At 41.9% G+C, this 23,088-nt stretch carries 17 protein-coding genes and 1 pseudogene; 5 read left to right on the forward strand and 13 right to left on the reverse strand.

Translation table 11 applies throughout. From position 1 onward, the window contains the following. Positions 1-5 precede the first annotated feature (5 nt). From BFM96_RS08760 to BFM96_RS08770, 3 genes are read right to left on the reverse strand one after another with little or no spacing between them, the layout of a single operon-like run. The gene (locus tag BFM96_RS08760) at positions 6-923 is read right to left on the reverse strand and encodes a glycine betaine ABC transporter substrate-binding protein (RefSeq protein ID WP_068993092.1); all 918 of its coding nucleotides are present in this window, start codon (positions 921-923) and stop codon (positions 6-8) included. Further along, complete coding sequence (locus BFM96_RS08765; RefSeq protein ID WP_068993094.1) at positions 920-1,558, reverse strand: ABC transporter permease; 639 nt, start codon at positions 1,556-1,558, stop codon at positions 920-922. The genes BFM96_RS08760 and BFM96_RS08765 overlap by 4 nt, the downstream gene beginning before the upstream one ends. Continuing rightward, a complete protein-coding gene (locus BFM96_RS08770) occupies positions 1,548-2,027 on the reverse strand; it encodes a MarR family winged helix-turn-helix transcriptional regulator (protein WP_068993097.1) in 480 nt (159 codons plus the stop codon). The genes BFM96_RS08765 and BFM96_RS08770 overlap by 11 nt, the downstream gene beginning before the upstream one ends. A 405-nt stretch (positions 2,028-2,432) precedes the next feature. Here BFM96_RS08770 and BFM96_RS08775 point away from each other — a divergent pair. Next, positions 2,433-2,697: pseudogene (locus BFM96_RS08775) on the forward strand (helix-turn-helix domain-containing protein); the annotation flags it as partial. 155 nt (positions 2,698-2,852) lie between these two features. Here the strand turns inward: BFM96_RS08775 and BFM96_RS08780 are convergent. Continuing rightward, entirely contained in the window at positions 2,853-4,628 is a 1,776-nt protein-coding gene (locus tag BFM96_RS08780; RefSeq protein WP_068993100.1) for an ABC transporter ATP-binding protein, read from the reverse strand. An 8-nt stretch (positions 4,629-4,636) separates the two neighbouring features. Next, positions 4,637-6,376 (reverse strand): ABC transporter ATP-binding protein, encoded by a 1,740-nt coding sequence (locus BFM96_RS08785; protein WP_068993103.1) that lies wholly within the window; start codon positions 6,374-6,376, stop codon positions 4,637-4,639. A gap of 463 nt (positions 6,377-6,839) precedes the next feature. On the opposite strand from BFM96_RS08785, the gene BFM96_RS08795 reads away from it, so the two are divergent. Together BFM96_RS08795 and BFM96_RS08800 are read left to right on the forward strand one after the other, a co-directional pair. After that, on the forward strand, positions 6,840-7,295 hold the full coding sequence (locus tag BFM96_RS08795) for a hypothetical protein (protein ID WP_068993108.1): 456 nt from the start codon (positions 6,840-6,842) through the stop codon (positions 7,293-7,295). A gap of 1,135 nt (positions 7,296-8,430) precedes the next feature. Further along, a complete protein-coding gene (locus BFM96_RS08800; RefSeq protein ID WP_068993110.1) occupies positions 8,431-9,966 on the forward strand; it encodes an ATP-binding cassette domain-containing protein in 1,536 nt (511 codons plus the stop codon). 4 nt (positions 9,967-9,970) lie between these two features. Here the strand turns inward: BFM96_RS08800 and BFM96_RS08805 are convergent, their stop codons facing one another. The 5 genes from BFM96_RS08805 to BFM96_RS08825 all read right to left on the reverse strand — a co-directional run bounded on the left by BFM96_RS08805 (position 9,971) and on the right by BFM96_RS08825 (position 17,318). Then, entirely contained in the window at positions 9,971-11,152 is a 1,182-nt protein-coding gene (locus BFM96_RS08805; RefSeq protein WP_068993112.1) for an MFS transporter, read from the reverse strand. Positions 11,153-11,267: 115 nt separating this feature from the next. Next, positions 11,268-12,143, reverse strand: coding sequence for an Rgg/GadR/MutR family transcriptional regulator (locus tag BFM96_RS08810; protein WP_068993113.1), 876 nt, complete (start codon positions 12,141-12,143; stop codon positions 11,268-11,270). Between the two features lie 134 nt (positions 12,144-12,277). Continuing rightward, positions 12,278-14,164: an ABC-F family ATP-binding cassette domain-containing protein gene (locus tag BFM96_RS08815; RefSeq protein WP_068993116.1), complete on the reverse strand. Its 1,887-nt coding sequence runs from the start codon at positions 14,162-14,164 to the stop codon at positions 12,278-12,280. 585 nt (positions 14,165-14,749) lie between these two features. Next, positions 14,750-15,535: an alpha/beta hydrolase gene (locus BFM96_RS08820; protein WP_068993119.1), complete on the reverse strand. Its 786-nt coding sequence runs from the start codon at positions 15,533-15,535 to the stop codon at positions 14,750-14,752. Positions 15,536-15,656: 121 nt separating this feature from the next. Next, positions 15,657-17,318 (reverse strand): ribonuclease J, encoded by a 1,662-nt coding sequence (locus BFM96_RS08825; protein WP_068993122.1) that lies wholly within the window; start codon positions 17,316-17,318, stop codon positions 15,657-15,659. Positions 17,319-17,558: 240 nt separating this feature from the next. Here BFM96_RS08825 and BFM96_RS08830 point away from each other — a divergent pair, with 240 nt between their 5' ends. Beyond that, positions 17,559-17,840 (forward strand): hypothetical protein, encoded by a 282-nt coding sequence (locus BFM96_RS08830; RefSeq protein WP_068993124.1) that lies wholly within the window; start codon positions 17,559-17,561, stop codon positions 17,838-17,840. A gap of 111 nt (positions 17,841-17,951) precedes the next feature. On the opposite strand, the gene BFM96_RS08835 is transcribed toward BFM96_RS08830, so the two are convergent. From BFM96_RS08835 to trpX, 3 genes are all read right to left on the reverse strand, one after another. Then, on the reverse strand, positions 17,952-18,710 hold the full coding sequence (locus BFM96_RS08835; RefSeq protein ID WP_068993127.1) for an ABC transporter ATP-binding protein: 759 nt from the start codon (positions 18,708-18,710) through the stop codon (positions 17,952-17,954). Next, the gene (locus tag BFM96_RS08840; RefSeq protein WP_068993130.1) at positions 18,707-19,573 is read right to left on the reverse strand and encodes an ABC transporter permease; all 867 of its coding nucleotides are present in this window, start codon (positions 19,571-19,573) and stop codon (positions 18,707-18,709) included. Before BFM96_RS08840 ends, BFM96_RS08835 begins: the two co-directional genes overlap by 4 nt. Positions 19,574-19,648: 75 nt before the next feature. Beyond that, entirely contained in the window at positions 19,649-20,647 is a 999-nt protein-coding gene (gene trpX, locus BFM96_RS08845; protein WP_068993132.1) for a tryptophan ABC transporter substrate-binding protein, read from the reverse strand. 667 nt (positions 20,648-21,314) lie between these two features. Here trpX and BFM96_RS08850 point away from each other — a divergent pair. Continuing rightward, positions 21,315-22,967 carry an Rqc2 family fibronectin-binding protein gene (locus tag BFM96_RS08850; protein WP_068993135.1) on the forward strand — a complete coding sequence of 551 codons (1,653 nt, stop codon included), beginning with the start codon at positions 21,315-21,317 and terminating at the stop codon, positions 22,965-22,967. The last annotated feature ends 121 nt before the right edge of the window (positions 22,968-23,088 follow it).

The raw sequence follows: 23,088 nt of genomic DNA on the forward strand, positions 1-23,088 counted from the left end.
TTGTCTTACTCCTTGATACTGTCATAAAAAACTTTAGCAACATCTGCGTACTCTTTGCCCTCAACGTCAACTTTAGCATTGAGTTCAGTAAGTTTTTCGGTAGTTAGGTGGCTGGAAATCTTATTCAGAGCGGTAGATAAGCTCGGATGTTTTTTGACAACATCACTTTGGGCAACGGGAGCGATGTTATAGGGAGGCCAAAAGGACTTATCATCTTCCAGCAGGGTATAGTCTTTGGTCTGAACGAGCTGACCTTCGGTCGTATAGGCTGGGGTCACATCGGCTTCATCATTTTTCAGGACACTATATTTGAGACTGTTGTCATAAACTTTGGAAGATTTCCAGTTAAAATCACCATAAGCTGTCTGTAAACCAACTAGGCCATCTTCCCGCTGATCAAATTCCCCTTGGGAAGCAAAGCGAAGTTGGCTTGCATGTTTTTGCAGGTCTGAGATAGACTTAATGCCAAACTCCTTCGCTACAGCTGTCCGTATCACCAGCCCCTGGCTATCTGTTGCTGGCGCATAATCTAGCCAGGTCAGGTTAAAATCCTTACTATAGGCTATTTTAACCGTCTGATAAACTTGCTCAGGGTCAGTTTCTAAAGGCGATTTTAAAATGGACAGGAGGCCTGTCCCTGTGTATTCTGGGTAGAGGTCTATTTCCTTATTGATTAAAGACGTGTGAACCAATGAGCTGGCAATATTGAACTTGCGGTCAACTCTGTATCCCTCATCTTCTAAAGCAAGGGCATACAGTTCAGCGACGATAAGGTTTTCCGTGAAATCTTTGGAGCCAATCTGTACGACTGGCTTGTTGCCAGCTACTGATTCGCTCTGCTTTTGCCCCAAAAGGGAAAAAAGCCCAATTCCAACTAGAATAAGGAGAGCTAAAAGGCCTCCGATACGTTTTTGCTTTGTCATGATGAACTCCTTTTTGTTAAGTGATGGCTGATCCCGTCAAGGATCAGCATAGCAATGAGCGATAGAGCAGCAACCGATCCACCGCCTAGAAACAAGAGGTCAAAGCGATAGAGCCCCAAGCCTGTAAAAATGAGTGTCCCTAGCCCACCAGCTCCAATATAGGTAGCTAGACTGGCAGAGGCGATAATCTCCACCAAAGCTAACTTAATCCCTGTCAAGACATGAGGAAGTGCTAGGGGAAAAACTACTTTTAAAAGAACCTGCCTGTCCGACATTCCTAACCCCCTACCAACTTCTCGCAGACTATCTGGTATCTGCACTAACCCCACAAGGGTCTGAAAACTAATGGGTGGTAAACCTAGTAGCACCAAAGCCGTCAGAGCTGGAACTTGTCCTACTCCCATGAGGGGAATAAGAAAGAATAGTACGCCCAAAGAGGGGATAACTCGTAGGCTACTGGATAGGTCTGTGAGGAGTTGCCTTAGTTTATACTTTTGATAGGCTAGAAAGCCTAAACTCATTCCAAGCACCATGGAAAAAATCAAAGCCAAGAGACTAAGCCAAACATGCTCCCAGAGATAGGTCAGATATTGCCTCCAATTCTCTTGAAGGTAGGGTACCAAACTAGTCCACATGGGCAGTCTCCTTATCGTCTAAATGCTTGTTGAGTAGACCTCTCCTAAGATTGGATAAAATTCGTTCTTGATAGTCTTCAAAAGCCTCCATTTCTTCTGAACTAAACCCGTCATAAAAAATATCTGCTAGATGCTTACCAACACGATTGCCAACAGCCTCTTGTTCCCAACCTTTTTCAGTCAAATGCCAATGCTTCTTCCGTTTATCATTGGGACATAGCTTAGACACAATCAAACCCTGCTCTTCTAGGCGTTTAAGCATAGAGGTGAGGGTATTATTTGCCAATCCTGTATCAATGGCAATATCTGTCGCAGTTCGAATACCATCATTTAACCAAAAACTATACAAAATCTTTCCCTGTTCACCACTATAAAGGGCATCTGCCTCCCGTGAAATCAACTGATGGAAGAGACGTCCATTCAACAAGCTGAGGTGCGTGGCTTGATAACCACCTTTTGTTTTTTTCATCATTATTTCCTTTGTTTTTATTTCTATATCGAACAAAAATAATTATAACATCCACCGCGGGCTTTGTCAACTATTTCGATATAGAAATAATCAACAAATAAAAACACCTGAAGTTCTATTGACGAAACTTCTGGTGCTTTGAGTAGGCAGATAATTTTTGGTCCAGACACTTTTATATTTTAGGTCGTCATGCCTTGTAAAAATTTTTCTTTGATTTCCCAGTCATCAAGAACTGCTTGATAGAAGTAAAGATGGCTAGTACGGTAGTAAGGAATAACATAGATTCCGACAATGCCGAAACTAATATATCAAAAGTTCTAAAATGAGGTTAGCCATTCATGAAAAAACATCTCAGAGGGATATAATTGTAATCACCACAACAAGAACAATTAGAAAGACTCTGAGATGCAACACTATTATACACCAAAAAGGAAACAGTTAACACTAGGCTGAGCGTAGAATGATTGAACGTTGGCTGCAAGAAGGAATCCTAAATCGTGAAATCGTAGGGAGATTGGCTAAAGCTCCTCAAACCATTCACAACGAAGTCAAACGTGGTCAAGTTAGACAACAAGTGCGTAAAGGAAAATTTGAAATGCTCTACTCAGCTGACTTCACTCAAGAAGCCTATCAAAACAACCGTAAACATTCTGTGAAGCAGGCTTCCTTGGATTATTTCATAATCCTTATACCTTCAACAGTCCGCTGGGCTATTGAAGGTGAGTTAACGATATCAGATGCTGATTTTTGACGAGTATCAGCAAAAAAGTTTGAAGAAAAGCACCAAAATGGACTCTTTCTTCAAACTGAGTGATAGTAGGCTTTTTATGCACTTTCTTCTTTTTTAGCAAACTGACTTGTGTAGAGATCATAATAGAAACCTTTATCAGCTAGAAGACTTTCATGATTTCCTTGTTCAATGATTTGACCGTCTTTTAAAACAAGAATCTTATCGGCTTCTTGAATGGTCGACAAACGATGAGCAATGACAAAACTAGTCCGCCCCTTCATTAAATTCTTCATAGCCTTTTGAATCAAGAGTTCCAAACGCGTATCGACCGAGCTCGTCGCCTCATCCAAAATCAAAATTTTTGGATCAGCCAGTAGGGCACGCGCAATCGTTAGAAGCTGTTTTTGTCCTAGCGAGATATTGCTGGATTCTTGGTTCATTTCCATATTGTAACCACCCGGCAAGGTGCGAATAAAGTGGTCCACATTTGCCGCCTTGGCTGCAGCGATAATGTCCTCATCAGTTGCCTCCAAGTTTCCAAAGCGGAGATTTTCCTTAATCGTCCCCTCGTAGAGCCAAGCATCTTGCAAGACCATCCCAAATTGCCTACGGTATTCCTGACGAGATAAGTGGCGAATATCGTGACCATCCACTGTGATGGACCCATTTGTGACGTCATAAAAACGCATCAACAGGTTAATCAGGGTTGTCTTCCCAGCTCCTGTCGGACCAACAATGGCCACCATTTCCCCAGGTTTGACTTCTAGGTTAAAATCACGAATCAAGGGTTTATTTTCCACATATTGGAAATCGACATGCTGGAAGCTAACCTGTCCAGTCAGGTCATGTGTCAACTGCTCGATTACCTCCATCGGCTCATCTGCTTCATCGAGGACTTGGAAAATCCGCTCAAGCGATGATTTGGCACTTTGTAATGGCCCCGCTAGCTGTGTTAAGTTCTGAATAGGCTGGCTCACCTGCCAGACATATTGAACAAAGGCCTGCATATTTCCGATTGTTAAAGTGCCTGCTATGACCTGTAAACCACCAACGACTGCCACAATCAAATAGGTCAAATCAGACACCGCATGAAGAATCGGCATCATCAAACCAGAAATGAAACTAGCCTTGAAACCGACCTGCTGCAAACGGTCTGTAATGGCTTGAAAATCCTCTGTTGAAGTCTCCTCACGGCCATAGAGTTTTAGGACATGAAAACCCGATAAATTTTCCTGCACAAATCCGTTCAGTCGCCCTAAAATAGCGGCCTGCTCTTTAAAATAGGGCTGGGATTTTTTTAGAATAAACTGAGCACCAAAATAAGTAAGAGGAATGCTGATTATGACAATGATGGCTAATTTCAGATTTAAAAAGAGCATCATGGCCACCACCAGTACAATAGTAAAGATAGCATTGACCATCTGGAGCACGCTCTGTTGGAGGGCATTTGAGACTGTCTCTACATCACTGGTAAAACGTCCCAAAAGATCGCCAAATTGTTGCTGATCAAAATAAGATACCGAAATCCGATTGATTTTTCGACTTAAATCATTTCGCAAATCCGCAACCGTCTGCTGCACAGCATTGGTCATAAAATAATTGGAATAATAAGCCCCAATCTCATAGAAAAGAGCACGAATGAAATAGAGCACCAATATCCAAAAAATATACGTCGCATTGATACCGGCACCCGCTACACCTTTTGCCATGTCCAGCAGATTTTTGGTCAATTCGGTAATGGCAAGTCCCAGCACAAACGGCTCTAAAACACTCATGACGACACTTAAAATCTTGAGGAAAATGGCTACAAAAAGTGCCAGTTTATATTTTTTTAAATAGCTCCATAAACGAGCAAAGCTAGATTGTTTCATATTTCCTCCTATTCTTCGGTTAATGATTGGCTATTCAGCTGAGAATTGGCAATTTCACGGTAAATAGCATTGCTCTCCATGAGCTCTTCATGTGTCCCACGACCGATAATTTCTCCCTTATCAAGAACGATGATTTGGTCTGCATCCATGATTGTTCCAACACGTTGGGCCACGATTAAAACAGTAGCATGGCCTGTTACTGCCTTCAAACGGCGGCGCAAAATCGCATCTGTCTTATAATCCAAGGCTGAAAAAGAATCGTCAAAGATATAAATATCTGGCTCTTTAACTACTGCACGCGCAATCGACAGGCGTTGCTTTTGTCCACCAGATAAGTTACTCCCCCCTTCTGCCAAGTGGGTTTCAAATTGCTCTTCCTTACTTTCGATAAATTCACGTGCCTGTGCAACATCGGCAGCTTGATGCAATTCTTCCTGACTGGCATCTTCTTTCCCATAACGCAGATTTTCAGCAATGGTTCCTGTAAACAAGAGAGCCTTTTGCGGAATAAAACCAATCTTCTGACGCAAGGCCTTGAGATTATAAGCACGTACATCCACACCGTCTACCATGATTTTTCCAAGCGTCACATCATAAAAACGTGGAATCAACTGCACTAAAGAAGATTTCCCAGAACCCGTTGAGCCGATAAAGGCAATGGTTTCTCCTGGTTTTGCCTTAAAGGAAATATTATGTAACACAGGGCTTTCTGTTTCTCCCGGATAAGCAAAGGTGACATTTTCAAATTCCAAATATCCTCTGGTTTCTGTCTCTCTTACCCCATCCTCATTATTTGGGTTAATCGAAATCGGCATCGCCATAACTTCCTTCAACCGCTCACTGGAAACAGCTGTCCGAGGATACATGGTAAAGAGATTGGATAAAAAGAGGAAGGACAAGAGGGCGTGGAAGCTATACTCAATAAAGGCGACCAAATCCCCAATTTGCAAATCTCCCCGACCAAGTGGTGCTAGGGCAAACCAGACAATGGCGACAATCATGGCAATGATAATCTGAACAAAGAGCGGTTCGGTCAAACCAGTCAATTTGAACAAACGATTGGAATTTTGAGCATAAAGGTCATTTTGCTCTGCAAAACGCTCTTCTTGAAATTCCTCTCGTGCAAAGGCACGAATCACCCGCAAACCAGTCACATTTTCCCGAGCGTATTGATTGATTTTATCCAAGGTTTTCTGTTGTTTTTCAGAAAGCGGTCGAGTCTTTACCGCCACATACCAGACTACCATGGCTAAAAATGGCATGGCAAAGGCAACTATCCAAGCCATAGAGGGACTAGTCAAGAAAATCATCATCACACTTGATAGCATCATCAAAGGAGTAATGACCCCTAATTTCAAGACCTGCTCAGCAAACTGCATTAACACAAAGGCATCACTGGTCATGCGAGTAACCAAGGATGAAACCCCAATTTGCTCATATTCATGATGAGAATATTCCTGCAACTTGCCATAGAGATCGTTACGCATATCCCGTACCATGCTGGTGGTTAATTTACTAGCTGCGTAAGACAAGACGATACGCCCCATGGTCCCCACAACAATCACAGCCAACATAACAAAAGCCCAATAAGAGAGCCGGGTCTGGTCACCTTGGTTAATTCCCTCATCAATCATTCGTGCTAGAACTGTAGGCAGACCAAGATTGACCACTACAAAAAAGATCGCCCCAATTAAATCCAAAACCAACCATTTGGGGTACTTTTTCAAATAAGACCAAATATAGTTCATTTTTCCTCCTTCTTTGACTAACAAGAAAAAAGCACTGAGTAGCACTTTTTTATTACTATTTTGGGGAATAATTCCTCACTCAGCTAGTATAGCAAAATCAAGCTTAGAAAACAAGGAAAAGAAAGAGAAAAACACAACAAACGCCTGTATCACTAGGAACCATTTTCAGGTAAGAGAAAGACAAAGTAAATAAAAAGAATAAAAAGAACGAAAAGACACAAGAACGCCCCAAAAAGGACGAATAACGCCATCCTCTGAAGGCAACGATGATGCCTCAACCGAACAACTAAAATCAGGCCTACAATAGTCAAGATAAGGACGAGACAACCCAGCAGTAATATCATTTACTCCACCTCCTCCATCTATTATAGCACTTTTTATAGTATCTTGTCCATATAGCCTATTTTTACTTGCTTTTTAACCATGTTCGCTGTATACTATAAGCAAGAAAGGAGGAAACGGTATGAAAAAATCATTTATTTCTAGTGAATATCTCTTTGTTTTCTTTCATCTTTATTGCCTGATTTATCTGTATCGCTCTCAAGTCTATGAGCCTGTATCTACTCCTTTATTTTGGTTGCTAGGGCTTGGAGTACTTCTAGCTTTGGCCATGGTTCTGTTCAACTACTTCCTCTACCCTCGGTGGCAGAGAGGTCTGTGGCCGCTAATCTTCATCCTCTTGACCCAGTACATACTTATCTTTCTCTACGATGGTTGGCTCATCCAGTCCCTTTCTCATCTAAACGCTCGTCCTTCTCAGATAGAGCATGTCCAATTTATGCTCTCACTCAACTTTTGGTTTTCTCCCTTGATGATGGCGATGGATGTCTTTCACTATCAGGATATGGTTCATGAAGCCAATCATCCCAATTCCCTCTTTGGTATTCAATTCCTTAAAAACAAAAAGAAAACCCACTAAATGCTGGAGGTCTGACCATGCGAAAATGATTTATTCCGAAAGAATGTCTGAGTTTCCCTTATCAGTGCATTTTGCGTGACTATTTTCCTGTCAGCCAAGACAGCTTGAACTGGCTAAAGGGGGAGGTAGCCCTGACATTTTTAATAGTATGATTAGGTTTCGATCCCTATTGTTAGAAATGCTCTATTTGATACTTATCTTTCTTTTGGACGCTAGTTTATCTCCCCATCCATGGCTATTATTTACTTGTTTTTGAGAAGTTGTATCCACAATATCATGATGCATTTTAAAGACAACCTCTGATGATACTAACTTTTCAGCATGCTAGGAAGCTAATTTGTGAAAATATCGCAAATTTTTCTTAGTTTAAAGAGCCTGTGACAGTGTGAATACAGAACCTGCGAAAATAAGGTAGCTAGCTATATCTGAAGGAGAATAAAGCTATCGTACCAGTTAGCAGACAAGTAGCTTCTCGATTTATCTAATAGCTTTCTTTTTTACTTTAATTGGATAGCACCGAATGGCCAAACAATCCCTACAAGACAGTGGACAGGATTTCACGTCAAACGCATGAAGAAAATTTTTCCAAATTATTTCTAAAATATGATTTTTTATTCTGAAATATTGAAAACCAATACCCATAATTGCTGAAAACGAAACTTTCATGTAGTATTAAAGGATGAAAAACTAGAGAATTTCTCGAAAATCCTTCGAATTTTTTTAAAATAAGGTTATCAAAGTAGGCGTTTTGCTGTTTTCACAACTTTTTCAACGAATGATTTTCTTCATGCGTCTGTCGTGACAGGATTTAGCAAACCATTGACAGAATTAGATTTCTATGATACAGTAAGCGTATACATATCTGGAGGTAATAGGAGAATGAACAACTAAGTCTATTGGTGAACGTTTGAGTACGGAAAATGACGTAGCCTTGCTACAGTCTTTTGCGTGCCGACATACTTTCCCTAGTAGACAGATAGTGGTTTGTATCTCCTTTTTTGCGTGGACTTTTTGGGTCCTATCCTCTTTTTAAAAGGAAGTATTTGATACGAAACCCCAGCTCTACTAGCTAAAGTAGGGCTATTTTTGCATCTTGAAAGAGCGGTTTCTTGCTTATTTTCAAAAAGGAGGATTTATGTTACAGATTAGACACTTAACCATGACTCATGAAAAAGATTTGACGGATTTGGTGACTGACCTATCTCTAGTCGTAAATAGAGGGGATAAGGTTGCTCTGATTGGAGAGGAGGGAAACGGAAAATCCAGTCTCCTCAAATGGATGATGAAAGAAGAGTTGGTTCAATCCTACATTCAGTTTACAGGGCAGATTCACCGAGATTTCGTCTATTATAGCTTTATTCCCCAGCAGTTACCAAAGCGACTGGAAACACTCACGCTCAACGATTATTTCTTTGGTCCAAGTGAGAGGAACGTGGACTATACTGCCCTCTGCCGCTATGCCAAGGAATTGCAATTTGACAGCGATCGTTTCGCAGATGCACAACTGCTTTCAGCCCTATCTGGTGGGGAAAAATTAAAAATTCAACTCATCAAAGAATTATCTCTAGAAACAGACATTCTCTTTCTCGACGAACCTTCTAATGATTTGGATTTGGCAACCCTCAAATGGCTAGAACGATTTATTCAACAAACTCCTAAAACCGTAATTTTTGTCTCTCACGATGAAGCCTTTTTACGTCAAACCGCTACGAAAATCATCCATTTAGAACGCATTAAAAAACGCCAAGTAGCACGGACAACAGTTCAAACACTAAATTACGCTAGCTACGCCCAAGGGCGGGAAGACCAGTTTCAGCGTCAGCTCAAGCAGGCACGCAACGAACGCTTGGAACATCAAAAGAAACTGGCACGCCACCACCGCATTCATCAAAGTGTCGAGTATACCGTCCGCAACACCCATAACGCAACCGCAGGACGACTAATTGCCAAAAAGATGAAGGCTGTCCTTGCCCAAGAAAAACGCTATGAAAAAGAAGCTGCTGCTCTGACCGAACTTCCAACTCAAGAAGATCACATTCGCTTGTATTTTAACGAGATAGAGAGCTTGCCAGCTCATAAACCCATTATCGAACTAGTTCACTACTCGCTTCAAGTAGGAGATACAATCTTAGTTCCGAGTGTGCATTTTCGCTTTTTGGCCCAGGAAAAGATAGGCATTATCGGCACAAATGGTGCTGGAAAATCGAGCCTCCTCAAGCAAATCTATCGTATGTTACAAGAGCAAGCTAGTTATTCGATTGGATATATGCCCCAGAATTATCCAGACCTGCTTGATGCAACTGCTTCACCACTTGATTTTCTGACACATTCGCCTGATAAAAAAGAGGAGGAACGAGTTCTCACTCATCTGGCTAGTCTCCAATTTAGCCGAGAAGAGGCTCGCCATCCGATTTCCTCTCTATCTGGCGGTCAACAAGCCAAGCTACTCCTACTAAAAATGGTCCTAGAGGCCAGTCCAGTCTTGTTACTGGATGAGCCTACACGGAATTTTTCGCCGACTTCCCAGCCTCAAGTACGGCAACTCTTTCAGGATTTTAAAGGAGCAATCTTAGCTGTATCCCATGACCGAACCTTTCTCAAAGAAGTGTGCGATAAGGTTTACCAGCTGGATCAAAATGGATTGACTGAAATTCGTAAGGAAGAATTGTAAAAACCTAGTCCTTCAACGACCGTCTCTGGTAGAGATGAGCCCACAAAGACAAGCCCAATACAGCTAAGCCAATCAAGAAAAAACTGACTAAATGAATACTAGAGGTGATGGTCATCAGAAAGGTTGCAATCGGCATAAAAAGAATAGCCAAGGTGTAAATCGTGCTAAAAACGCGTCCCATATAGTGTTTATCGACCTTGGTCTGAACCTGACTGAAAAAATGAATATTAAAAATAGTCATAAATAACTCGCAGATGAGATTGCCAGCAAAGGCAAGGAGCAAGAATTTCGGAAATAGAACGGGCAGAGCCATAAGACAAACACCAAGTCCAGTCATGGCAAGTACCAACGAAAGATTTTCCAAATAATCCTTGAACTTTTTAGATAAGACCGCTCCTAAAATAGAGCCGATAGCTCCCATGGTTAAAATGGTTGCATAGCTTCCAGAAGCATGATACAAGTGGTCGGTAAATGGAAGCAGATAATTAAAGGCTGCAAAGAAGAAATTAACGGCTGAAGCAAGAAGCAATAAAAAGAAAATCTCTTTTTGAGACCGGATATACACAAGTCCTGCCTTGATATCGCTCAAGACACCCCTCACCGTTAAGGCCGTTTCCTTCTTTTCTAGTTCATGATTGGGTAGGAAAAAGACCAAGGCAGCAGCCACGAGAAAGGTCACACCATCCACCAACAGCGTCACATGTAAACTGGCATAATGAAGCACTAAGAAAGATAGGACAGGAGCTGACACACTAATTACCTGCAACACCATTTCCAAATGTGCATTGTAGGTAATGATTTCTTCTTTTGCCACAATTTCTGTAATATAAGATTTATTGGCTGGTCTGGAAAATGCAAATGCAATAGCTTGTAGGATATTAGCTACAATCAATCCTGCAATCAAACTTTTTTGATCCGATAAACAGGAAATTCCCAAACATAAGATGGCACACAGGATGTCTGTCGTCATCAAGATTTTCCTGCGTGAAAAGCGGTCGGAAATCACACCGCCGATAGGATTGACGAGTAAAGAAGTTACCAAATCTGAAATCTGATACACCCCTAAAACGGTTTCTCCCAATTTTCCAAGAGAGGCTAACCAGACACTATTTCCATAATCATACAGCATATTCCCTATTTTATTGATTGCTCCACGTGCAATCAGTTGCATGGCTTGTCGATTCATAAAAACCCTCCTTACTGATTTGCTCTCATTATAGCAAAATCAGTAAGAAGGGTTTTAAAATTTGCATATTTGGGAAATTTGGATAGCTTTTTCAACAATAAGATTGAAAATTGAGCTATTCATCCCTATCAGGCACCACAAATCGGTCAAAATGCTCCTGATAGTAGGTCACTTGATGAGGGGTGTCTGTCCACTCAAAAATCGACATGGCCCGCTTCATCTGCACAATTCCTGCTAACTCCTGCCCTTTTTGATAAGCTGTGAAGCCGTCCACATACAACAAAATGGTTTTCTCAAAAATTTTATCCGTATCTTTCAAAAGACGCCTTGCCTGTTGCTCAAAATACTCGGCCTTCTCAAATTCCTTTTGCTCCGCAGCATGTAGCCAAAAGTTCAAAGCAAGAACAATGACTAGCTCTTTGTGTCTACTAATATGCTGATAAAAGTCCTCACGCTCCAGAATTTCACGACCTATACGGTACACATAATCCACCTCATAAAAAGAGTAAAGATTGCCAATGAGAATCATTTCGTACATAGACCACTCCTCCACCTGAAAGAGATAATCAGACACCAAGTCCAAATCAGACTGCGCTATCTGTAAGGACGGATTCCGTTGGCACATCAATCCTTGGAGTAAAATCATATTTAAACGATGATAATACTGCTCTGGATATCGCTTGTAGAGTTCTAGCTCCTCAGCCTGTAAGGCACGTAACCCTTCTATATCTTTTTGGTAATACAATTTTACCCAAGTCGTTATGAACTGACTAATGGCTGGCTTTTGAAAGCCTCTCACAGCATCCATGAAATTCTCCATGGTGATATGAATATTGTCGAGCAAGGGCAAAAACTTCCCCAAGACCAGATCCGACTCTCCACGCTCAAAGCGAGAAAGCTGAGAAACAGACAACGTCTCACCAGCAGCTTCTTCCAGCGTAAACTGACCATTCAGACGAAACTTTCTAAACATAGCCCCTAATTCTTCCATTTTTCCCCCAGCATTCAACAGTCTATCATTCCCTTGATACTAGCAGCAAACTAGCTCCATCCTTCTCCTCAAAAACTTTCCATTCAAAGTCAGCTCTTTGACGGAAAGTCCGCTTCTTTCTTGATAGGCTAGCACTAAACACTTTCTGACAGCTCTTCCCATTCTGCCAATAAGTTCATCTGCTCCTCTTGCTTTTTCTCCAAGTCTTCTTGCAATTTCATCAGATCCGCTGCATCGTTAATCGAAAGCATCTCTTCTTGAATCTGAGCCAGCTCACTATCGATAGCTTCTATCCTTTCTTCCAGCTGCTCAATACGACGAAGAATCTTTCGTTGCTCTTTTTGGCTTTCTTTCTGGGCTTGATAATCCAGATTTCCAGCTGATACAACGGTCACAGCCTCTTCTATTGGCTGAGCCAACTCTGTTTTTTTAGTCTGGTAATAATCATAATCCCCTAGATAGAGCCTACTTCCGCTCTCGGAAATTTCCAAAACATGGGTCGCCACTCGATTGATAAAATAGCGGTCATGACTGACAAACAGAAGAGTGCCATCAAAATCAATCAAAGCACTCTCTAGCACTTCCTTACTATCAATATCCAAATGGTTGGTCGGCTCGTCCAAGATGAGAAAATTGTTATTTTCCATGGACAATTTTGCAAGCAATAAGCGAGCCCGTTCACCACCAGACAGCATTCCCACTGTTTTTTTAACATCATCTCCTGAAAACAGAAAAGCTCCCAGGCGATTGCGAATCTCTACCTCTGGTGTCAATTTGAAATCATTCCATAGCTCATCCAAAACCGTATTTTGTGGCGTAAGCTTGCTCTGGGTCTGGTCGTAATAGCCCACTTCGACATTGGCACCAAGCTTGGCTTCGCCTTTGATAAAGGGGACTTGGCCCATCACTGACTTGATTAAGGTGGATTTGCCAATGCCATTTGGCCCGACAATGGCCACAGCCTGAAGCTTGCGAACATCCAGAGAAATCGGTTCCGCCAAAACCTCGTTATCATAGCCGATCGCTGCATTTTCGACAGTTAGGACAATATTGCCTGATACCTTGTCGGCTTGAAAGGCTATATGGGCTGATTTTTTACCCATGTCCGGCTTATCCAGACGTTCCATTTTCTCCAATTGTTTACGCCGCGATTGAGCCCGCTTGGTCGTTGAAGCACGCACGATATTTTTCTGAACAAATTCTTCCAGCTTAGCAATTTCTTTTTGCTGTTTCTCATAGTTTTTAGCTTCGGTCAAGAGTTTCTGCTCTTTTTGCTCCACAAACTGCGAGTAATTGCCCACATACCGATCCAAAGAATGCTTAGTCAAATCAAGTGTAATCGTTGCCACCTTATCAAGGAAATAGCGGTCATGGCTGACCAGGATCAATGCTCCACTGTAATTAGATAAATAGGTTTCCAGCCAGGCAATCGTTTCGATGTCCAAGTGGTTGGTCGGCTCGTCCAAGACCAAAAGCTCAGGTTTTTCAAGTAACATTTTAGCAAGGGCTAAGCGGGTATTTTGCCCACCAGACAGCTCAGCAATCTTCATCTGCCACATGGATTCGTCAAATTTAAAGCCATTTAAAATAGATCGGATATCCGCTTCATAGGTAAAGCCACCCGCTAGACGAAATTCCTCAGATAGGCTATCATAGGTCTGAATTAGCTGTTCCAACGCTTGTCCTGTCAACTCACCCATCTGCAATTCCATATCCCGCAGGCGTTTTTCGGTCTGACGCAAATCCTTAAAAACCTGCAGCATTTCATCATAGATGGTATTGTCTGACTCAAAACGGCTATCCTGTGCTAGGTAGGACAGGGTTAAATCCCGTTTTTTTTGAATCATGCCCGAGGTCGGCTCTTCTTCCCCTACAAGGATTTTTAAAAAGGTTGATTTTCCTGCGCCATTTTTCCCAACCAGCGCAATGCGGTCTCGTTCATCAATTTGAAAAGAGAGATTGTCAAAGAGCACCTCTCCAGCAAAAGAACGTTCAATTTTCGTTGCTTGTAAGATAATCATGTCTTTATTGTACCAAATTCTGTTTGTTTCTGAAAGGGACGATAGAAAAAGCACACGGCAAACGCATGAAGCACTTATTTCTCAATAATTGCACAGTTTAAAACAGATATGTTTATTGCTTTTCCTACAGTAAACGATTTAAAATAGAATAGATATTTTTTGAAATACCTGAGCTTTGACATGCAGAAAACTTCATGTTCACTCTAACCATCTTTTCTGCATTTGTCACAGAAAAAGCAGGCACCTCTCTCTAGTTTGTCTATAAAAGAAAATAGTTCTTGTTGTACTTCATTTCTCTTTTAAGAGAATTTTCGTCCTGCCACCATTGATAAACCAGGTCCCTTCTCACTAGAATTGCTTGAATTGACTGAGAACCTGTATTTGCCATGTCATCATTTCTTTAACAAACAATTAATGTATGATCATTTCACAAAATCGACCTCTGATGATACTGACTTTTCAACATCCTAGGAAGTTAAACTTATGAAATGTTCATCTATTTCTCTTGTTTTAAAGCTCCTGTGATGGCGTGAATACAGGTTCTTATTTTTTTGCTACTCTACCTATAAAGTCCTTCCGCCCGTGCTAACTCAAGCGTTCTTCCAATTGAAAATCAATCGGTAGCCAAGAAAGAACAACCTCCAGCTGCTTGTCCCAATAGTACCACTCATGCTTACCTGGTGCTGTTTGATAGTCCACATCATAGCCCAAGTCTTTAAAGGATTGGGCTGCAAAATCATTGGCACCGATAAGGAAATCCTGCTCCCCACACCAGATATACATCTTAGTGTCTTTATCAGCTGTTTTAGCCAGATTTATCAAGGAATGGGGATTGTCAGGACTTTCCCAGTCTATGATTTTCCCAAAGGTTCCTGTCCAATAAGCAGTATTCCCTAAACTTTCTGTCCTTGGATCAAAATCCTTAAAGCTCAAAGCACCTGATAAGCTGGCCGCATAGGAAAAGCGACTGGTTTCTAAAGCCAAGCGTAAGGCACCATAGCCTCCCATCGACAGACCTGTAATAAAGGTCTTTTCACGCTTGTCAGTCATGTGTGGGAAAAAGCGTTGCAACACAGCTGGTAATTCTATTGCCAAGGCATCAAAATAGGGATACCCATACTGGGTATTGACATACCAACCATTATGGGTATCCGGCATGACAACGATGAGATTGGTTTTTCTCACCAAGCGTTCCAAGGAGCTCAAACGTAGCCAAGTCGTATCCCTACCACCCATTCCATGGAGGAGATAGAGGACCGGAATATCGGTATCATCAGGATTTTCCACCCGTCCCTTGTCTGGATACAGAACCTGCACCGACAAGTCCAAATCCATTACTTGCGAATAATAGGTAATGCTCATTAAAGCCATTTTCGTTCCTTTCTTGTTAGAAAAAGGAGAAAGACAAGTTTCTGCCTGCAGCCGACACTTCCCTCACTCCTATCGTATTTACTCTTTTCTTGACTAAAAGTCAGCTAGTTTTTCCAAACTTTTAGCGAACTTCCATGACTACTGGTAAAATAGCTGGACGTCGCTTGGTTTGATCAAAGAGATACTTGGAGAGATTATCCCGCACAGCTCCCTTTAATTCTCCCCAGTCAAAACTATCTTGCGCCAGATAATCTTCCACAGTTTTATTGATTAAATCTGCACTTTCCCGCAAAATATCGCGACTCTTCTTCACATAGATAAATCCACGGGTGTGAACCTTGGCCTTGGAAATAATCTTCTTTTCCCGACGATTTACAGTAATAGCCACGATGAAAATACCGTCTTCTGATAGGACTTTGCGATCACGAAGGACAATATTGCCCACATCGCCAATGGCATTTCCATCAATCAAGACATCCCCTGCTGGAACACTACCAGCCGGAACAAACTCCCCTTTTTCATAGGCCATCACCTGACCACGCTTTGGCAATAAAATACGCTCAGGAGCCATGCCCACTGCCATAGCTGCCTTGGCATGGGCTGCCAACTCTCGGTACTCCCCTTGGATTGGAAAGAGATAGTTAGGCTTGAGCAGATTGAGCATGAGCTGTAAGTCGCGTTCATTGGCATGACCAGATACACGCAGGCTCTGTGTAATCAACTTGACCACACCCCCTGCTTGGTAAATCATATTTTCCACTCGAGCCACAACAGCTTCCTTAGCAATGGATGGAGTGGTCACGATATAAACGAGGTCGCCCTCTTTAATCTCTACATAGCGGTGACGACCAATGGACATCTTGCGTAATCCGTTGATAGGCTCTCCCATGCGACCTGTTTCCAAGATAATCAACTCATGGTCCTCAAACTGGCTCATTTCTTTTGGCTTGATAAGAATACGCTCGTCTGCCAAGAATAATTTCTTCAAGCGAAGGGCAGTCCGTACGATATTTTCAATATCAAAGCCAGTCAAGACGACCCTACGGTCACTGGCTGCTGCTGCGTCAAAAACTTGCTGAATCCGAGAAAGATTGCTCGCAACCGCAGCAACAATCACACGGCCTTCCCAATCCGAAATCGTATCGGTGATTTCTTTGCCGACCTCGCTATCGCTCGCTACTTGCACATTGCTATCGGCATTAGCCGAATCACTCAAGAGTGCTAGAACTCCTTCACGACCAATCTCGCCCAGCCGACCAAAGTCTGTGGCATAGGAACTACTAGCTGTCTGGTCAAAACGGAAATCCCCTGTATAAACAATATTTCCCTCTGATGTTTTGAGTACAATTCCCAAACTTTCAGGAATGGAGTGGGTTGTCCGAAAGAAGGACACAACTGTACCTCCAAAATCAATCTCCGTATCCTCATCAATCACATGAAAATCGTTAAATTTCTTGACCGCATCATTTCCCTTGACAAACAATTTCGCCAGCTCAATGGTCAATTCTGACCCAAAAACAGGGACCTTAGCCTCAGCTAACAAATAAGGCAAGGCACCGATGGCATCCGCATGCCCATGCGTCAAAAAGACCCCTGCAATACGATCTTTCTGTTCAAAAAGATAATCCATGGTCGGAATGACCACATCGACTCCTAGCTGTTCATTTTCTGGATACTTGAGTCCCGCATCCAGCACAAAAATCGAATCGTCCACTTCAGCGACATACAGATTTTTCCCATTTTCACGGACGCCACCCAAAGCAACTATTTTAATGTTGTTCATGATTTCTCCTTCATTTCATCATTTTTTACTAACGGTCCTTGGAAGTCCAAGTCGAATGACAGTTTTGCAATCTCTTGCATATCTAATCTATTATACTATTTTTTCAGAAATTTATCAAAACTAATGATGAGCAGCCAAACTTGAAAAACAAGTCAATGTTCAGGAATTAAAAAATTTTCCGAAAATGCTTGACATTATATATATATAATGAGTATAAATCTATCTACCTGAAAGAACACTATGCCAATTTATAAAGATAAAACACGCAGAAAAGCCATCCAAAAAGGACTTAAAGACTTGGGGATTTCAAAAAAAGAAGCTAATATTCGCATGATTCGTACCCATGTACTCAGCCCATGGGGGATGGTTATCAAAGAAGTCAGTGTCGCCATCACACCACTATCAGCCGAGGAAATAAAACAAGCTAATCAAAGGCGGGTTCGATTTTATCTGCTTATCGGCCTCATTCTCGTCTGCCTATCTCTCTTTATACTATTATTCCATCTATTTACCAAATCCTAACATGGTTTGTCCTACTCCCAGAAAACTTGAAATGGGTGACTGCTTTTTTAACAATCTCCACTATTTCCCAAACCACAAACTCCCCAGTTTTTCCAAACTGAGGAGTGTTTTTTATTCAAACAAGCGATAGTAATCTGCCAAGGTCATTTTTTGTTTTTCTTCTTTGTTCAAATCTTGAATAATTTGCCCATCTTTCATCACCAAGAGGCGATTGCCGTATTTGAGGGCATCTTCCATTTGGTGAGTAATCATCAGAGCTGTCAATTGGTCCTTTGTTACAAAACGATCGGTCAACTCCATAAGCGCTACACTGGTCTTAGGATCCAGTGCTGCTGTATGTTCATCAAGGAGCAATAACTCTGGTCGCTTTAGCGTTGCCATTAGCAGACTCAAGGCCTGACGTTGACCGCCAGAAAGAAATTCAATCGGTGTATCTAGATGCTTTTCAAGACCATTGCCAATCTGGTCAATCGTTGCTTGAAATTCTTCCTTGTAACTACTGAGTTTTCGTGGAACAAGACCACGCCCTTCCCCACGGAATTTCGCAATCAAGAGATTTTCTGCAACCGTCATCCGAGGAGCTGTTCCCATTTTCGGATCTTGAAAGACTCGAGCCAGATACTTGGCTCTTTTCTCCGGTGATAAATGCGTTACATTGTCACCCAAGATATGAATCGTTCCGCTCGTCAGTGGCAAGGTACCTGCAATCACGTTGAATAAGGTTGATTTACCAGCACCATTTCCCCCTAAAATCGTAATAAAATCATGCTCATGGATGGTTAGAGAGACCTGATTTAAAATCACTTTTTCTTCGCCAAATCCGCTATTGACCACCTTAGTGGCATCTTTTAATTCTACAATTGCTGTCATTTGCTAATGGTCACTCCTTTGAAGACTTTTGCTTTTAAGGTCGGAATCATGAGGCAGATTGCTAAAATCACCGCACTATAAATACGAAGATAGCTCGTATTAAAGCCAAATGCAATCACAGCCCAAATCAAAAATTGATAGGAAATCGCTCCAATGACAATGGTCATCAACCGCTCTGCAAGACTGAGACTCTTAAAAAGCACTTCGCCGATAATGAGACTGGCAAGACCCACGACAATGACCCCGATTCCACGTGAGACATCCGCATATCCCTCCTGTTGGGCAATCAAAGCACCAGCAAGTGCAATCACTCCATTTGACAAGACCAAGCCCATGAGTTCCATTCGGTCGGTATCAATGCCAAAACTACGTGCCATATCTGGATTGTCTCCTGTTGCAATATAGGCCTGCCCTAACTTAGTATCAAGGAAGAAAAGCAGAGCTACAATCACGACAACTACAAATAGCAAACCTGCTACTAGATTATTGATAGCATCCGTAAAAGGAAGATAATCCTGAATTTGTGTCGTCCCTAACAGACCAAGATTGGCCCGCCCCATAATCATCAGCATAATGGAATGGCAGGAGGTCATCACTAAAATCCCTGATAAAAGAGTGGGAATTTTCCCTTTGGTATAGAGCAAGCCTGTTGCAAGACCAGCCACACAACCAGCAAGGACTGCAATTCCTGTCGCAAGAAATGGGTTCATGCCACCGCTAATTAGCGTAACTGCGACCGCACCGCCCAAAGGAAAGCTCCCTTCAGCCGTCATGTCTGGAAAATTCAAAATCCGAAAGGTCATATAAATGCCCAGACCCAAGATAGACCAGACCAGACCTTGTGATACTATTGATACAATCATATTTTCTATCCTATACTATAAGAAATAAGTGGGGTCATGTTGATCACGAACTTAGACCCACTCTCATTTTCTAGCTTATTCTACAATTTCACCAGCAGCTTTTTCAACCTCTTCTGGGATTGTAATGCCTAATTCTGCTGCGACTTTTTTGTTGATAATTGGTGCTCCTTGATCCACTACGTCTACTGGTGTTTCTGCTGGTTTTGCACCTTTCAAAAGCTTAGCAGTCATTTTTCCTGTTGAAACACCAAGACCGTATTGGCTCACGACAACAGATGCCAAACCACCTTCTTTCACCATGGTGTCTGCACTTGGGAAGATTGGGACTTTTGCCTCTTTGTTGCTCGCTACAACTGTTTTGAAGGCTGAAGCAATGGCATTGTCTTGTGGAACCCAAATCGCATCAACTTTGCTGGTCATGACAGCCATGGTTGAAGCAATTTCATTGCTAGAAGGAACGGGATAAGCTAGAACTGTATAGCCTTCCTTTTCAGCTAGCTCTGTGAATTTTTCAACATTCAATTTAGAATTATCTTCGTTACTGGAATACAAGACACCGATTGTTTTAGCCTTTGGAGTTAGTTTTTTAATTAACTCCAGCTGTTGCCCAATCGGTTGCGGACAAGCAACACCTGTGACGTTTGCACCTGGTTTTTCAAGACTTTTCACCAATTTTGCACCAACTGGATCTGTGATGGCTCCCATGACAACAGGAAGGTCACTCGTTGCACTAGCCAAGCCTTGGGCTGCTGGAGTTGCAATTCCTACCACCACTTGGTTGCCATTTGCGACTAATTGTTTACTCATGGTTGCAATTTTACCTTGGTCTCCTTCTGAGTTCATGAAGTCAATGTTGATTTTATCGCCTGCAAATCCTTCTTCTGCAAGCCCATCTTGGATACCGCGGTAGATTTCATCAAGCGCTTCGTGGGTTACAAATTGAAGGACTCCTACCTTGGCAACATCTGTCTGACCTGCTTCTTTTTTCATATCCTTCTTTGTTGAAAAGAATATACCACCAACTACGACTACTGCAAGCACTGCAATGGTTGCTAATAAATTTTTGTTTTTCATGATTGATCTCCTATTTCATGTATAAAGTATCTCTATGTTTTAGTCTATTTGCGCTCCTCATCTTTACAGACGCCATCGTTTCTTCATGATACAAAATCCCTCCCGATAGTGACTGAGACAAAAGTCCCTAACCTCATAATTTTTTATAGATTTAACAGTTTAGCGCAGTAGTTGTCTGGTTTGTAAAACGTTGATAAATCAACATTCTACAAACCTAGTCAACCTTGCGGGGGTGGGACGACAAAATCGATTTCTACGAAATCACGATTTTTGTCCCACTCCCATACAAAAAGCCCCCGCATACAAAAACTGTATGCGAGGGCGTCAATGACACGGTGCCACCTCACTTATGGAAGTGTCTAGAATCCTTCCATATCTCCATCTCCTCTAACAAGGAGGTGCACGGTAAGGGGTGCCAACCGAATTCTCATTGTTTTGAATTCATCTATATCCTCAGCCCATTTCATAAATGTCCGCTGCTTGTTCACAATCACCACAAGCTCCCTGAAAACTTCTCATTTATTACTTCTTCTGATTAGTAAACATTATAAAATTTCTTATTTTATTTGTCAATAGGTTTTTGTAAATTTTTTAAAAAATGGTATAATTGGAAAGCAAAGAAACGGAACATGAAAACTACTGACAATTAGAAATACGAGGAATACCCATGTCTTTTGACGGATTTTTTTTACACCACATGACCAAGGAATTGCGACAAGAGCTACTGTCTGGTCGCATTCAAAAAATTAACCAGCCTTTTGAACACGAAATTGTCCTTCAGATCCGAAGCAATCGGAAAAATCAAAAACTACTTCTCTCAGCTCACCCTGTCTTTGGACGAATTCAATTAACCCAGACAAATTTTGAAAATCCTGCCATTCCTAACACCTTTATCATGGTTTTGAGGAAATACTTGCAGGGAGCTGTGATTGAAAAGATCGAACAAATCGACAATGATCGAATTTTAGAAATCTCTGTTTCCAATAAAAACGAGATTGGCGATGCCATTGCCGTGACGCTCAGCATTGAAATCATGGGTAAGCACAGCAATATTATCTTGCTTGACAAGGCGACAGGAAAAATTATCGAAGCCATTAAGCATGTCGGCTTTTCCCAAAACTCCTATCGGACCATTCTACCTGGATCGACTTACCTAGCTCCTCCAAGCACTGAGAGTGCCAATCCTTTTACCATTGCCGATGAAAAGCTCTTTGAAATTCTCCAACGTGAAAATTTAGAGCCCCGTTCTTTGCAAACACTTTTCCAAGGACTGGGACGAGATACAGCAACAGAACTCAGCAAACGCTTGGAAACGGATAAATTAAAGCATTTTCGTGCCTTCTTTGCACAAGAAACGCTGGCAACTCTGACAGAGAAATCCTTCGCTTCTCTCTCATTTTTAGATAGCCAAGCAGAATTTCCGACCCTCTCAGCTGCCCTTGATTATTTTTACAAGGATAAGGCCGAACGGGATCGTGTCAATCAACAAGCCAGCGAGTTAATCCGCCGCGTCGAGACAGATTTGGAAAAAAATCGCAAAAAGCTCATCAAACAAGAAGAGGAACTCATCGCCACAGAAAATGCTGAAGAATTCCGCCAGAAAGGGGAATTGCTGACAACCTTCCTCCATCAAGTGCCCAACGACCAAGATCAGGTCGAGTTGGACAACTACTATACAGGTGAAAAAATTTCGATTGCCCTTGATAAGGCACTGACGCCCAATCAAAATGCCCAACGTTATTTCAAACGGTATCAAAAATTAAAAGAAGCTGTCAAACATTTGACAGGCTTGATTGAAGAGACCAAATCAACCATCCTATACCTGGAAAGTGTCGAAACAGCCCTTTCTCAAGCCAATCTTTCGGAAGTCGCTGAAATCCGTGAAGAGCTAATCCAGACAGGATTTATTCGCAGACGCCAACGCGATAAACTACACAAACGCAAGAAACCTGAAAAATATCTGGCTAGTGATGGCAAGACCATCATCCTTGTTGGGAAAAATAATCTTCAAAATGAAGAATTGACCTTCAAACTCGCAAAAAAAGAAGAACTGTGGTTCCATGCAAAGGACATCCCCGGAAGCCACGTGGTCATCACAGGCAACCTTACCCCCTCTGATGAGGTAAAAACAGATGCCGCAGAGCTTGCTGCCTATTTCTCCAAGGCTCGCTTGTCCAATCTGGTTCAAGTCGATATGATTGAAACCAAAAAACTCAACAAACCAACTGGAGGTAAGCCTGGTTTTGTGACTTATACCGGTCAGAAAACTCTGCGAGTTACCCCAGATGAAGATAAAATTCAGTCCATGAGACTAGACTGACCTCTGTCATCATTCTCAGAAATATAAAGCTGAGACATACAAAAAATCCTAAAACACTGGTGTGATAACCATCGTTTTAGGATTTTTATGGTTTCTTGATAGATTTGATAAAAAATAGCTA

It is taken from the genome of Streptococcus himalayensis, from assembly GCF_001708305.1.
GTDB classification, from domain to species: domain Bacteria; phylum Bacillota; class Bacilli; order Lactobacillales; family Streptococcaceae; genus Streptococcus; species Streptococcus himalayensis.